Here is a 14,125-nt window from a genome sequence, read left to right as displayed (position 1 = left end):
CGATGCCGATCCGCGCCGAAAACCGTTGGCTTTACCCGATCGACTGGCAGCAGCTGTCAGGCACGATCCGGTTCGACCGCGCCGGCAGGCGCTGCGAGCAATGCGGTCGGCCGCACCTTCGGCGGGTCGCTCACCTTGGCGATGGACGCTGGTGGGATGCCGATGCGAGGTGTTGGCGGTCAGACCAGGGCAAGCGGGTTTCGATGAAGGGCGGCTTTACGCTGGCGAGCGTCCGGACGACCTATGTCGTGCTGGCATGCGCGCACCTCGATCATGATCCGAGCAACAGCGCCCCGGCTAACCTGCGAGCGCTCTGTCAACGCTGCCACATGATCCACGATGCGGCCGAGCACCGCTGGCAGCGCTGGTGGAATGGGTTTCGGCTGCGGGCGATGCGGGACCTGTATGAGGATCCGCGCATCACCCGCGAGCGACACGCTGCAAGTTAGAGGTCAATGTTTCGGTTCTTCATGGCGTCAGCCGCGATGTCAGCGATCGGCCCTATCCCGCCGACTGCCTCATAGATCACGGTAACATCGTGGTCCTCGAGCTTGTCGAGCATCAGCGCAACCGCTCGGGCGTTCGCCTCATCCAGTACGGTCTTTGTGTCGTCGCTCGTCATGAGTAAGGATTCCGCTCGTTTTTCTAGGGAGCATGAATAGCATGAACATCAGCGAGCTGGCCAAGGGCGTCGCCACGTCGACGGGATCGAGCGAAGCCGACGCCAAGAAGGCGATCACGGCGGTTTTCGATCAGATCGCGGACGCTGCAGCGAAGGGCGATGAAGTCTCGATCCCTGGTTTCGGCAAGTTTGCCGTCAAGGATCGGCCCGAGCGGCAGGGCCGCAACCCGGCGACCGGCGAAGCCATGACGATCGCGGCGTCGAAGAAGGTGTCGTTTACCGCCGCGAAGGGTCTGAAGGACAAGCTCTGACGAACAAGCGCCGGCGATCGTCGCCGGCGCCGATAGGAGGCGCTGATGTGTAATCGGTATCGATTAACGGCGAAGCAGGCCGAGGTGGCTGCGACGTTCGGCATCCGCACCCCCTATGAGGTGGAGGAGACGTTTCCAATTGGCGATATCTTCCCGACGGGGAAGAAGACGCCGTTCTATGGCGCTGTCGTTGTGCAGGATGGCGACGATCGCAGGCTCGAGCGCATGGAGTGGGGCGTGCCGACGCAGGTGCCGAGTAAGCGTGATCCGACGGTAAAGCTGACGAAGTACGTGACCAACGTGCGCAATCTCAGTTCCAGCTTCTGGCGGTCGATGCTGACCACCCCGGCTCGGCGTTGTCTCGTGCCGGTTACGTCGTTCTCTGAATATGGACTCGCGCCTGGTGAGGACGGCAAGAAGCCGCTGCACTGGTTCGACGTGCCCAGCCGACCTGTCTTCGCCTTTGCCGGAATTTGGAGACCGACGGAGCGCGGGAATGCTTATAGTTTTCTTACTACTGAGCCCAACTTCCTAGTCTCGCCTATACACCCCAAGGCAATGCCTGTCATTCTGCATGACGACGATTATGCTCGATGGCTCACTGGCCCCTGGAACGAGTTAGAGCCACTTGTATCTCCGTATCCGGCGCAACTCATGCGCTTAGAATAGCGCTGCACTTGCAAGCGGCCGCGCCGACTTTGCCTTTTATGCGGCACCGTTATGGGGATTTATGAGGCTTCGGCTTGGTAGGCTGCGGATGCGGATGTTGAATAGTGGTCTTCATCACAGTGAGGCCGTCGTCGCTCTTCACCCAATTGGCATTCCCCGATTGATCTATGACAATGATTTGCTGATCCGTCGGCATTGGATAACCAGAAATCCTCGATCCGCCGCTCGTAATAATTGATACGCAATCTGTTCTGCCGCCATTCGCCGCTGGTCTCTTTAGGCCAGCGCAAATCAAGGCACTCGATTTTGCTTCCTTCGCGAGCCGCATGCCCTCTTCGTAACCAACCGAGAGGACTGTACCTGATGCAAAGAAAAGACCGTACAGGATACCGAAGACGATCATGGCAACAAAGGGGCCGGACCCAATTATAATAGGTCCAAAGCAGCCTGCTGCCTTCATACCGTTCATGCCTGCTCGGCTGACCGCCCTTACGCGATGACCAACCTTCCGATCGATCCATCGTATTCTATCGATGATCGCTAGGCAGGTCATGCTTACAGCGCCGCCTAATATGCATATCAAGGTAACCGCCAGAAAGATCGCTGTCGCGGAGGCGTTCAGGATAGCGACTATTCCGGCTATGAAATCGCCAGCCGCAGTCTGGTCCTGCAAGCCGGATGGCAGGCCAAACTCATTGAACAACGAAAGCTGGGATGATTCTCCCACAAATAATATATAGGGAGGTATTAGCAGTGTGACGACTGGAAGCGAAAGGCGCAGGACCTTTACAGCGCGACCGAGGAAGCGCTGCCTTAAATTACCGTGCTGACCGTCTGCTAAAATAGGCACTTCCAGCCCTAACTCCGAAACGTCATATCGGTTCTAGGCGGGGCTACAGACACTCCGCCTCATCGATTTACGCCTATGCAAGTGGTACGGTAAACGCGTCTATAAAGCGATCTGCTGTCAGGTTATGTGTGGCGAGTTGTTGATGTACGGCCGCGGGGTCTCCAAGAACCTCCTCATTCGCCGCTTTAACGAAGTCCAAAAAGCTATCTCTAAGTAGCCGAAGCCGGTGCCCATCTATGACCCGGCAATCCGGTATAGCAGTGGCCTGCGGCCCTACATACGAGAGTGGATGAATGATAATCGGGATAAATGGCTCGGTATCCCCATATCGGTCTTTGAACCACTCGATTGATTGGCCGAGTTGGCCGAGGTCGCGCTTTTTTATGCCTTCCTCGGATCCAGCCTCATTTTTGCATTCTATGACCAGAAACTCCCTCCCTGGTAGCCGCCAGAGATTATCCGGACCTTCCTGATAGTCCTCCTCTGGCCGCTGCGAGAGCATCCCGATTGCTAGACCAAGCTGACGCACAGCCTCCTCAAAACGTTTGTAAGGCACGCGCTTAAAGGCAAGATCCTCCTTGACGTCCGTCGCGAAAAAGATCCGATCCTGATGCTCAAGACGGCGGGTCCGCAGGTAACGTATTGCAGACACAGCCTGAGCTTCGTTCACTGTTGAGAGGCGTTCATAGCTAAGCGCTTCGAGTGGGCGGGTTACGCTCCGGTTCAAAGCGTAGGCCGCCTTGGTTATTTTCTGCGCCTCTGCCCGATCGTGAAAGTGCGTAAGCTGCGCAAGGCGGCTCATCAACCAGGCCTTATTGTCATCGTCCGTTGCTGAGGTCACCACAGGTTGCAGCGTTGCGACTGCTCCCCTCGTATCGCCATCTCGAGCCAAGTCGATTGCGGATCGCAGGGTCACCTGCGTGCGGTCAAAGCGCAATTCATTTGATCCCTCGGCTTTCAGCAGTGCCGACCGCGCTGATTTTCGCCACCCGTCGTGCCTGCTCAGACAGTGGTCGACGACTTGAGCGACCTTTCCGATATCGATTGTCCCGCCCGCCGCCTTCTCGACCTGTTTCGCGAGTTTTAGAGAAAGGTCGAGCTGCGCACTCGTCGCGGCGGTAAGCATCGCCTTTCCGTCCGCAGAAAGAAGCCTCTCCGTCAACTTCGAGCCGAACAGGATGACGGCGCAAAAGTCGTCAATTGATCTCACGCCACGACCCATGCCTTGCTCTATCCGCTGCACCTGCCGGTGCAGAGTGACACCGGACGCGCTCAGCACTGTCATGTCCGCGCGTTCTACCAGCGATGCAGCCTCTGGCAGACCTACAATAGCGAGAACGCGGCACGCGTCGTCCGGGAGATCGATGCCGTCATATCTGTTCACAAGCACCGTCATACCGACGTGCGATTGCCTGAGCTTCGCGACACCGTCAGCAACATCATCGCCCATCAATATTTGGTCGGCGTGGTTAGCCCATTCCTCAGAAGCTGCTTTCGATGGAACAATAACGACGACGTTATGCTCCTTTGAAAGCTCCTTCAACATACCGCTGACGTCGTTGAACGTTATGTCCTTGTTGAGCTGTTGCGGCATCAAAATCATCCGCTCGCCCATTGTCGCGGAAGGCGTGGTTACCGCCACCTCCAGAACGTCAGGGTCTGCTCCAAAGTGAGTGGCTAGGATAGTGTCATCAGAGAGCGTCGCGGTCATGTAGATGCGCCGTTTGGCACGCCTAAAGGGGTTGACCAGGTCTGCCCAGGGATAGACGGCAGAAATCTCCATCTCTTGGCCGCCTATTATCACCCGGCAGAGCGCGAGGCCTTCGCCAAGGAATGGGACGACGTATTTGAAGGGCTTTTCGCTCTCGGCGTTGACTAACTCTGTCAGTAGTTCATCTGCAGCATCTTTGAGCGCCCAGTAGGGCACCTCAACGTAATCGCTGTGATCGTTAGCTTTAATCCGTTTGAGGCTGCGTGGGCTTTGTTGGTTGATTGCCTCCTCGAACCTGTTGAGAGCCCATTCGTAAACGGGATGGCTGGACGGGATCGTTAGCCGGAATTGCCGCTCAAGAGTGCGCAGGCATGCATGTGCATCGTCCACGACGATGGCGCCTATGGGGATCTTCTCGCCCTCTTTGGCGACGCCAAACACTGACATGCCATTAAAGACGTGATAGATGCTTGTAACGAGGATCTTAGAGCCGGCTTTGACATCAGGGTCCCGGGTGGCCGTAGAAACGGCGATACCCAAGCGATCTGCCTCCCATACTACTTGGTCGACTAGAAGGTTATCCGCGCATACAAATACGGCCGGATAAATTCCCTCATTAATCGAGCTTTGCAGAGCGAGCAGTCCGACGGTCGTCTTTCCGGATCCTACATTAAGCTTGATGACAGTGTCTTTAGACGTTCTCCGGGAGAACCACCCGTCGAGTACGTCCCGTTGAACATCCCGAAGAAAATCGAAATCCTTATGTTTGTCGAGGGTCTGGAATATCTCACGCGGGTTAATAGGTGCGACCTCGTCGTCATCCAGCAGCGCATCAAAGTCGATATCCATAAGGCACCCTCTTCCGATTAGAGTAGAGGACTCGCATTGATTACGCCTGCCCTGCAATGGGTAAATGTCTCTGCCTGGCTTCAATGTGTGCGGTCTGGTATGGGTATACCCTCTGCGTTCCTACTCTGGCCGGTCCGATTTCCGCCAAAATTGGACGTCATAAATTTGGCTCGGGTTGGCCCTTTGGTCCGCCTGAAGTCCTAACCAAGGAGGACCAAAGGGCACCCTACCAAACGGCACCGCAGAGCTCCTTTGAGGATTGAAGCTCTGCCTTATGTGCGCTCGCAAGACGGTGTCGGCGCGTTGAATTTACTGCTGGCGACTGTCCTACAAACGATAGGCCCGCGAGACAGTCGGGTGCTCCACCTCGATGCTTGGACACATGGGTGAGGTTATGTCTTAATCCTCGCTCTATGTAGATTCGTTTCAATGCGGCGTCGAACACCGCCTGGTACCGATCAGCGGCCAAGCGTTATGGGTTTGCGTGTGTTCATTGACGGGTATGCCACAGTCCTCGTGGCACACCTCACATTTCAATCGAACTATAATTTTCGAAGGCATTCTAGAAAGGGTAAGCGGGTGCTGTTCCCTTGATGGTCGTCCACTGCCAATGCGTAAACTCTTCCCAGTTCGCCGGGCCGCCGATCGATGTTCCGTTACCAGATGCTCCGACACCACCGAAAGGGTTAACGACGTCGTCGTTCACGGTTTGGTCGTTGATGTGGACCAGACCCGCCTGAAGGCGGTCACCAATGGCCATACCGCGTCCAACGTCGCGGGTGATGATCGCCGCGGACAGGCCGTATTCAGTGTCGTTGGCGAGCGCGATCGCCTGTTCATCACTCTCGAACGGTACGACAACCGCCACAGGCCCGAAGATTTCGTCGCTGAACGCAGGCATGTCCTTGCTTACCCCTGTCAGCACGGTCGGCTTGAAAAACAAACCATCGGACGTGCCACCCGCAGCTACCTTCGCACCTTGGGCAACGCTTCCATCTAGGACCTTGCGGGCGTGGTCGGCTTGCGTCTGGTTGATGAGCGGTCCAACCGCGACCTGCCCGGACATTGGATCGCCCACCGGCAGCGCTTCCGCGTGAGCTACGAGGCGCTTGGTGAACTCCTCGACGATGGTCGCATGCACCAGCACCCGCCCTGCAGACATGCAAATCTGTCCCTGATGAAGATAGCTCGCCCATGAGGCATTCTTGGCTGCCAGTTCGAGATCCGCGTCTTCGAGGACGATCAAAGAATTTTTACCGCCAAGTTCCAGCGAGACCTTTTTCAGGTTTTCGCTGGCCGTCTTGCCTACCATCCGACCAGCGGCGGTAGATCCAGTAAATTGAATCATGGCGACGTTCGGATCACGGCACAGCGCCTCGCCCGCGTCGCCGCGTCCCGGCAGTACCTGGAGGACGCCATTTGGTAGACCCGCAAGCTCGAACAACCGGGCGATCACGAAGCCGCCACAAATGGACGTGCGCGGATCGGGTTTTAGCACAACTGCATTGCCGACCGCGATCGCTGGTGCGACTGCGCGCATCGCCAGATAGAGCGGAAAGTTGAACGGGGCGATGATGCCTACGACGCCTAACGGTCGGCGACGGGCGAGGCTGATGCGCCCACGCTCGCTCGGCAGCACAAGCCCCTGCGCTTGCTGTGGCATGGCACCCGCAAGCGAGATCGACTTGATGGTTATAGACAGTTCGAATTCGGCCTTCGCTCTGACCGATCCACTCTCGCGCATGATCCACTCGACGATCTCGTCCCACCGCTCGGTTGCAACCTGCACAACCTTTGGAAAAACGGCTGCCCGATTATCCGGAGTATCGGAGGCCCATGCCTTCTGAGCGGCGCGCGCACTCGCGGCAGCCGCCGCGATGTCGTCGGGGCTGGCGATGCCGATCTTGCCTAACGTCGCTCCCGTTGCAGGTTCTTGAACGTCTGTCGTTGTCGACAGCGTTGTCCAGCTCCCGGTGAACGCCCCGCCGCTAAGCTGCTCGTCTCCGATCAGTTTTGTGCTGTCCGTCACTTCCGCTCTCCTAGCTTTTCGTTTGGCATAGCGTACCTTCGATCAACATCGGGCCGCAAAGACCGTTGAGGTCGCTCACCGATACCCAGTGGATATGATGACCCTAATTTAGGCGTTGTTTTCGGTCTACAAGCCAATTGGTGGTACGCAGGCGACCGTGGCGAGCTACCGTCAGGGTATTGGATAGATACAAGATCTGTATTGGACGGCAGTCGACTCTCGTCATTACGCTCCTGAAATCGACACGCACGAAAAGCGGCGATGCGTTCGGCTGGAGCCGAAGCGACACGATGCGGCGCCATTGCCGCAAGGAGAGGATTGATGAACGACGACGCGAGCATTCGGGCGCTCAACGCAGTCCTCGCCGCTGAGGATGGCTTGATGCAGGGGCGGCTCGAGCGGCGTGACTTCTTGCGAGTTGCCGCAATGGCGGGAATCGCTTCCACAACTGCTGTGAGCCGGGCCGCATTCGCGCAGGCCGCCCGCGAAAATCAGCTTCAGCTTGGCGCGGCACTCCAAAAGCAGTACGATTATATCGTTTGTGGCGCCGGTTCGTCCGGGTCGGTTGTCGCGCGCCGTCTCGCTGAAAACCCGGCGGTCAAAGTGCTGCTTCTTGAGGCAGGCGGCAGCGATCAGGTGCCGAGCGTTACCAATCCTGGCGTTTGGTTCACAAACCTCGGTAGCGAGCGGGACTGGGGCTTCAAGGGCGCGCCAAATCCCAAGATCAACAATCGCGAAATCCCATTATCGATGGGCAAGGTCCTGGGCGGCGGATCGTCGATCAACGTTATGATCTGGTCGCGTGGTCACAAGAACGACTGGGACTATTTCGCGAGTGAGTCCGGTGATCCGCGCTGGAGCTACGAGAACGTGCTCGGAATTTACCGCCGCATTGAGGATTACCAAGGTCCTGCCGATGCGCACCGACGAGGCAAGGGTGGTCTTGTATATGTCGGCGAAACACCAAATCCTTCGCCCATTGCGCCCGCGATGCTCGCATCGTGCAAAGGCGTTGGGATCCCGACTTTCCCTGATCAGAACGCCATCCTGATGGAGGGCGTCGGCGGGGCTGCGATCCCCAACGTTCGCTACAAGCCCGGCGAGCGCCTCAACGTGTTCAGCACCTATGTCCGGCCGATTCTGGATCGGCCGAACATCACGGTCCTCACGCAGGCGACGATCCGCAAGCTCACCACCAAGGGCACGCGCGTCACTGGGGTCGAGTTCACCCATGGCGGAAAGCTGATGACCATCGGTGCGACGCGCGAGGTAATTCTTTCGACCGGCGCGATCAACACGCCCAAGATCCTGATGCAGTCGGGCATCGGCGAGGCGGCGCAGCTTCGCAAATTCGGCATTCCTGTCGTCGCGGACCTCCCGGGTGTCGGCAAGAACTTCCAGGATCACGTGATGATCGCGGGTTGCGTCTGGGAGTACAAAGAGCCGATCGCGCCGCGCAACAATGCCGCCGAGGCAACTTTCTTTTGGAAGAGTGACTCCAAGCTCGACACGCCGGATTTGCAGCCGTTCCAGATCGAGATTCCCTACGTGAGTGAAGTCACGGGCAAGCAGTACAACCCGCCTGCTGGAAGCTGGTCGCTATCACCTGCCGTGGTGCGTCCGAAGAGCCGCGGTGAGATCACCATCACCGGTGCGGACCCCAGTTCCCCGGTCAACATTGCGGCAAATACCTTCGCTGAGCCCGATGACATGACGGCAATGCTCCGTTGCATCGAGCTTTGCCGCGAGATCGGCAATACCGGTCCACTCGCGGCTTTCAACAAGCGGGAGGTTATGCCGGGGAAGATCACTGGCGCCGACCTCCAGGACTTCGCCCGCAACGCGGCGGTGACCTACTGGCACCAGAGCTGCACCGCCAAGATGGGTCGGGATAACATGTCCGTCGTGGACGGGCAGTTGCGCGTTCACGGCATCCAGGGCCTCCGCATCGCGGACGCCTCGATCATGCCTCGCGTAACGACCGGCAATACCATGGCAGGCTGCGTCATCATCGGGGAGCAGGCTGCCAGCGCCATCACCGCCTAAACGAACACGATCAAAAAAGAGGGGAATGCACCATGCCGATTTCGGCAACGATCCGTGGCGTCCTGGCGACGTCCGCCGCCCTGCTGGGCTTTGCTGCCGCCATACCCGTTCAAGCTCAGACAGCGGTCGACCCCGGTGACTACACGGCGCTACCCCCCGGCACCGACCTCGCGCTGGTCTACGGCCAGTTCATCAACCGCGACAAGCTCAAGCTTCCAGGCGGCGGGGAGCTGAAGGACGACACCAATCTCAACACATCGGTCGCGCTGCTGCGCTACGTCCACTTCACGAAACTCGGGCCGTTCGTCGTCGATCCGCAAATCATCGTACCGGTGGGGTCGGTCCATGATGCTCGGGTTGGTGGGCAGAATCTGGGATCATCCACCGGTATCGGAGACGTTCTCGTCTTTGCGACGATCTGGTTTGTTAACAAGCCGAGCGATAACTATTCGACGTATCTCGGCTTCTCGCCGATCGTGGGTATCCCTACCGGGACGTACGACCGCAACAAGGCCGTCAACTTCGGCAATAATCGGTGGTCGTTCGATCCGCAGATTGGCTTCATCCAGGGGCTAGGCAAGAACGTCACCCTCGATCTCTACGGCGACGTGAACTTCTTCACGGTCAACAATGACGTCGGCGCGCTCAGCCAGCGGTTGACGAAGAAGCCCGTCTACCATGTCCAGAGCTGGCTTCGGTACGCCTTGCCCGACAAGAAGACGACGATCGCCATCGGCACCGCGAGTATGTGGGGAGGCAAGGAGCACCTCGACGGCGTCTATACCGGTCAGCGCTCTGAGCGTCAGCAGATTAGACTGGCGATCCAAAAATTCGTCGCGCCGAAGTGGCAGCTCGAGCTGATCGGCGGACGTGACGTACAATCACGAGAGGGCTTCAACGAAGCTGCCCGAATTCAGGTGCGGGTCCTAAAAATCCTCTGACCGACCCTGCGGAACCAAGCTCGAAGCCGAGGTGGGCCGGTCGCTGCGGCGATCGACCCACCTTCCTTATGTTCCCCCAGCGTCAATCTGCCAACTTCGCGCCGCTGAAGCCTCGGTGGTTGCCTCAACGCGTGAACACCCCTGAGCTATTGGAGGGCGCCAGCGACCACCTCGGTTGCGACTCCGCGCTGCTGCCGCATTCGCACTTCCGGCTTTGCAGGCGCCCCGCCCCGTGCGCGAACTCGCAAGCGTGGGGGGGGCATATCCAGCGCCGCCGACGAACGTTCCAAAGGGCTCACCCGCTTCTACAGATCATTGGTGTGCCATCGATTTACATACCATGCCGGTATCGGCTAAGAATTCTTTGGCGGGGGCATACTTGATATTCCCGAAAGACTGATTTGCCTTGTTGGTGTCACCGACCTCCTAGGTATCGATCGCATACGTCATCTGTATTGGACGTTCGGAAAGACTTCTTCCTAACTTTCGTCAACGAACGCGTTCTGACCGGGCGGAGCCCCGGCAGTCGAGCGAACGGGGAGGAAATACATGAAGGCTCATCGAAGCTACACGGCGACCATCCGCCGAACTGTGTCCAGCACGGCACTCGCGATCGGTCTTGGCGTGGTTCCCGCCCCTGCCTTGGCACAGACCACCATTCCCGCCCAAACGCCACCGGAACAGCCCGTCGTTGAGGCGGGCACCTCGGCAGCACAGGCCGCGCCGGCCCCGGCGGCCTCCGCCCCACCCGTACAGCAGTCCGACCCCATCGCCGAGGAACCTGGAGGCATTGGCGACATCGTCGTGACGGCGCGCCGTCGCGAGGAGAGCATCCAGAACGTCCCTATTTCCGTCGCGGCGTTCGGGGGCAGCGCGCTCGCCGAGCGTCAGATCGACTCCTCCGACAAGCTCACCCAGCTCGCTCCCAATGTCCAATTCAGCGCGGTTGCGCCCGCATCCGGCAACAGCTCGTCCTCCGCGATTTTCATCCGCGGCGTCGGTCAGACCGACTTCCTGGCCTCGACCGATCCCGGCGTTGGCTTCTACGTCGACGGCGTCTACTTCGCACGCGCCAGTGGAACCGCCATATCGCTACTTGATGTTGAGCGCGTCGAGGTGCTCCGCGGCCCGCAGGGGACGCTGTTCGGTCGCAACACCGTCGGCGGTGCCATCCAGGTCTTCTCCGCGCGCCCAAACTTCTCCGGCGTGTCCGGCAACGTTGGCTGGACGCTCGGTGACTATAAGCGCGCGGATCTGCGCGGCGTCCTCAACCTCCCGGTGAGCGAGACGCTGGCGGTACGGTTCGCGGCCACCAAGCGCATCCGCGACGGCTACGTCACCAACATCCTCGACGGACGCGACTTCGGTGACGTCAACACATTTGCGGCCCGTGCAAGCCTGCTGTGGAAGCCGAGTGACAAGTTCGAGGCGCTGCTGATCGGCGACTACACCAAGGACGACGTGAACGGGTCGCCGACCGTCTTCGGCGGGATCAACACCAGCGCCGCGTTCGTCCGCTTCGCCTCGGTAATCGCGGGTTGTCCCGGCTTCGCGCTGACGAACCCCGTCACGCCGGTGCCGGAGAACAACGATCGCCGCTGCGCCAACAACCAGTACTCGGCCCTCGGCCCCTTCAAGGTCGCCTCCAACGCGCCCAGCCGGTCCGAGCTGGAGATGTACGGCATCGGCCTGACACTCCAGTACGACGTCGCCGACTGGCTGACCGTCAAGTCGATCACTGCCTATCGCGAGACCAACCCTTTCTCGATCCGCGACGCCGACAACACGCCGCTGCGCATCCTCGAGACCGTCAACCAGGACAACATAAAGCAGTTCACCCAGGAGCTGCAGTTCCTTGGCGAGACCCCCAACGGCCGCCTCAAGTACCAATTCGGCGCCTACTATTTTCGCGAGACCGACTACCAGTTCTACCCGGTCTTCCTCCCGTCGCAGATCAGCGCCACCACCGGCGAGGAACTGCGCGTCGGCGGCCTCAACAACAACGCCGACATCAAGAATGAATCGCTGGCGATCTTTACGCAGGAGTCCTTCGCGATCACGGACAAGCTGAACCTGACGGTCGGCCTCCGCTACACCCGCGACAAGAAGGAGGCCACGCCGTTCGAGACCGCCGCCGTCAGCGGCTACGGCTACACGAACGTCGGCTACAACGTGGCCTATCCCGCGCCGCTGAACGCCCAGAACGTCTGCCTCGGGCCGCAGCGCACGGGCGCGGTGGCCGCGACCTGCACCGGCTCCCGGACCTTCCTCTTCAACCCGGTCCTCAACTCGAAGACCAACAGCAAGTTCACGCCCGCGGCGACGCTGCAATATCAGTGGACACCGGAGCTCATGACCTATGCGAGCTACTCGCAGGGCTTCAAGAGCGGCGGCTTCAACACCCGCATCGTGCAGCCCGTCATCTCGCCCAACGCGCCGACGGGTCGGGAATTTCTGCCCGAATTCGACCCCGAGCAGGTGACGTCGTACGAGATCGGCGGCAAGCTGCTCATCGGCCGCACGCTCCGGCTTTCCGCCGCAGCCTTCAAGTCGAAATACAAGGACATCCAGATCGTTGTGCGCGAGGGCGTCGCCCCGGTCGTGCGCAACGCCGGCGAGGCGACGATCAATGGCTTCGAGGTCGAAGGAACCGTCAGCCCGATCGGTCCGCTGCTGATCAATTTCGGCGTCGGATACACGGATTTTGGCTACGACAGCTTCACGAACGCGCTCAATGCCGGGCAGGCGAACCTTGCGCCTGGCGCGCTAGGTCGCGTCGACCTCGACGACATGCAGGCCTATACGCCGAAGTGGAGCCTCAACGGCGGGTTCGCCTACCGCATCCCGTTGAGCTCGGGTTCGCTCACTCCGCGCGTCGACGTCGCGTACCGCAGCAAGACCTACTTCGACGCGCCGAACACCGAGCAGATCGCCCAGAACAAGTATGCGCTGGTCAACGCGACCTTGCGTTACGCCGACCGGGCCGACCGCTACAGCATCGCTGCGGGCGTCACCAATCTGACCAACAAGGCCTATATTGGCAGCGGCAATTCGTCCCTCACCGCAGCATCCGGCTATGCCGAGGTGACGTACGGCCCGCCGCGCATGTTCACGGTCGAAGGCACGATCAATTTCTGAACCCTCTCTCCACGGGCAAGTGTCCGGTAGGTCCCGGTCGCTTCCCGACCTCGTTACGGTCGCCCCGATGCTGTTCGTCAGCATCTGGGCGACTGGCTTTTTGGTCGCACGCCTCGTCGCGGGCCACGCGGACCCGCTCACTTTCCTGACCATCCGCTTCGCGTGCGGTACGGCCATATTCACCGGCTTAGCTGCGCTCGCCGGTGCGTCCAGGCCCCGCGAACCGCGGTTGTGGGCGAACGCGGTCGTCGCTGGCCTCCTGCTCCAGGGAATTTATCTGGCGGGCGTGTTCTGGTCAGTCAGCCATGGCCTGCCGGCAGCGGTCTGCGCCCTCATCACAGGCCTGCAGCCGCTCCTGACCGCAGCGCTGGCCGGGCCGATGCTTGGCGACCGCGTCACCCGTCGGCAGTGGATGGGAATCCTGGTCGGCTTGATCGGCGCGACAATGGTGCTCGCCCCGCAGGTGACCTCGTCCGTCCACGCGGCGGCTCCCGTCACCGTCGCGGTCGCGGCGCTGGCGACCGTCGCCATCACGCTCGGCACCATCTGGCAGAAGCGCAGCGGCGGTGGCGTTGACCTACGCGTCGGCGCGGCGATCCAATTCGCCGCCTCGGGCCTCGTCATCGCGCCCGTCGCGCTCCTGACCGAGGATATGCGCTTCGATGGCAGCTGGGAGGCGTGGAGCGCGCTAACCTGGTCGGTAATCGGCCTGTCGGTCGGCGGGATGACCTTGCTCCTGATGATGATCGGGCGCAGCGCGGTCTCGGTCGTCGCCTCGCTGTTCTACCTTGTGCCGCCCGTCGTGGCGGTGCTGGCGTTCATGCTCTTTGGGGAGGCGCTCGGCGCGGTGCAGATCGCCGGCCTGATCGTCGCCTCCGCGGGGGTCGCGATCACGACACGGGACAGAAGCTGACGTATGTTGATGGTCTAGGAAGGGCGCCGGTGAGAGGATGGTTCAA

11 protein-coding genes are annotated in these 14,125 nt (G+C 60.0%); 7 read left to right on the top strand and 4 right to left on the bottom strand.

Annotation, left to right across the window (positions count from 1 at the left end):
* Positions 1 to 2 precede the first annotated feature (2 nt).
* The gene (locus ACWKSV_RS18085; RefSeq protein ID WP_066773494.1) at positions 3 to 449 is read left to right on the top strand and encodes a hypothetical protein; all 447 of its coding nucleotides are present in this window, start codon (positions 3 to 5) and stop codon (positions 447 to 449) included.
* Here ACWKSV_RS18085 and ACWKSV_RS18080 read toward each other — a convergent pair.
* Complete coding sequence (locus ACWKSV_RS18080) at positions 446 to 622, bottom strand: hypothetical protein (protein WP_156442302.1); 177 nt, start codon at positions 620 to 622, stop codon at positions 446 to 448. The two genes, ACWKSV_RS18085 and ACWKSV_RS18080, sit on opposite strands and share 4 nt — an antisense overlap.
* Positions 623 to 663: 41 nt before the next feature.
* Here ACWKSV_RS18080 and ACWKSV_RS18075 point away from each other — a divergent pair, with 41 nt between their 5' ends.
* Both ACWKSV_RS18075 and ACWKSV_RS18070 read left to right on the top strand, forming a co-directional pair.
* Entirely contained in the window at positions 664 to 933 is a 270-nt protein-coding gene (locus ACWKSV_RS18075; RefSeq protein WP_066773491.1) for an HU family DNA-binding protein, read from the top strand.
* 45 nt (positions 934 to 978) lie between these two features.
* Positions 979 to 1,602: an SOS response-associated peptidase gene (locus ACWKSV_RS18070; RefSeq protein ID WP_082731335.1), complete on the top strand. Its 624-nt coding sequence runs from the start codon at positions 979 to 981 to the stop codon at positions 1,600 to 1,602.
* Positions 1,603 to 1,651: 49 nt separating this feature from the next.
* On the opposite strand, the gene ACWKSV_RS18065 is transcribed toward ACWKSV_RS18070, so the two are convergent.
* The 3 genes from ACWKSV_RS18065 to ACWKSV_RS18055 form a co-directional block, all read right to left on the bottom strand.
* Positions 1,652 to 2,071: a hypothetical protein gene (locus tag ACWKSV_RS18065; protein WP_242417104.1), complete on the bottom strand. Its 420-nt coding sequence runs from the start codon at positions 2,069 to 2,071 to the stop codon at positions 1,652 to 1,654.
* 454 nt (positions 2,072 to 2,525) lie between these two features.
* On the bottom strand, positions 2,526 to 5,012 hold the full coding sequence (locus ACWKSV_RS18060; protein ID WP_184116618.1) for a DEAD/DEAH box helicase: 2,487 nt from the start codon (positions 5,010 to 5,012) through the stop codon (positions 2,526 to 2,528).
* Positions 5,013 to 5,574: 562 nt separating this feature from the next.
* The gene (locus tag ACWKSV_RS18055) at positions 5,575 to 7,041 is read right to left on the bottom strand and encodes a benzaldehyde dehydrogenase (RefSeq protein WP_022676122.1); all 1,467 of its coding nucleotides are present in this window, start codon (positions 7,039 to 7,041) and stop codon (positions 5,575 to 5,577) included.
* A gap of 426 nt (positions 7,042 to 7,467) precedes the next feature.
* Between ACWKSV_RS18055 and ACWKSV_RS18050 the strand changes: the two genes are divergently transcribed.
* The 4 genes from ACWKSV_RS18050 to ACWKSV_RS18035 all read left to right on the top strand — a co-directional run bounded on the left by ACWKSV_RS18050 (position 7,468) and on the right by ACWKSV_RS18035 (position 14,079).
* Entirely contained in the window at positions 7,468 to 9,087 is a 1,620-nt protein-coding gene (locus ACWKSV_RS18050) for a GMC family oxidoreductase (RefSeq protein WP_184116621.1), read from the top strand.
* 32 nt (positions 9,088 to 9,119) lie between these two features.
* Positions 9,120 to 10,028, top strand: a complete 909-nt coding sequence (locus tag ACWKSV_RS18045) for a transporter (RefSeq protein ID WP_066667187.1) — start codon at positions 9,120 to 9,122, stop codon at positions 10,026 to 10,028.
* A 642-nt stretch (positions 10,029 to 10,670) separates the two neighbouring features.
* Positions 10,671 to 13,166, top strand: coding sequence for a TonB-dependent receptor (locus tag ACWKSV_RS18040; protein ID WP_183937294.1), 2,496 nt, complete (start codon positions 10,671 to 10,673; stop codon positions 13,164 to 13,166).
* A gap of 67 nt (positions 13,167 to 13,233) precedes the next feature.
* Positions 13,234 to 14,079 carry a DMT family transporter gene (locus ACWKSV_RS18035; RefSeq protein WP_066667189.1) on the top strand — a complete coding sequence of 282 codons (846 nt, stop codon included), beginning with the start codon at positions 13,234 to 13,236 and terminating at the stop codon, positions 14,077 to 14,079.
* Positions 14,080 to 14,125: the final 46 nt, after the last annotated feature.

It is taken from the genome of Sphingomonas sp. SphC10 (assembly GCF_057004845.1).
The sequence above is the reverse complement of the archived record's forward strand: the minus strand, read 5'-3'. Positions and strand labels throughout refer to the sequence as shown.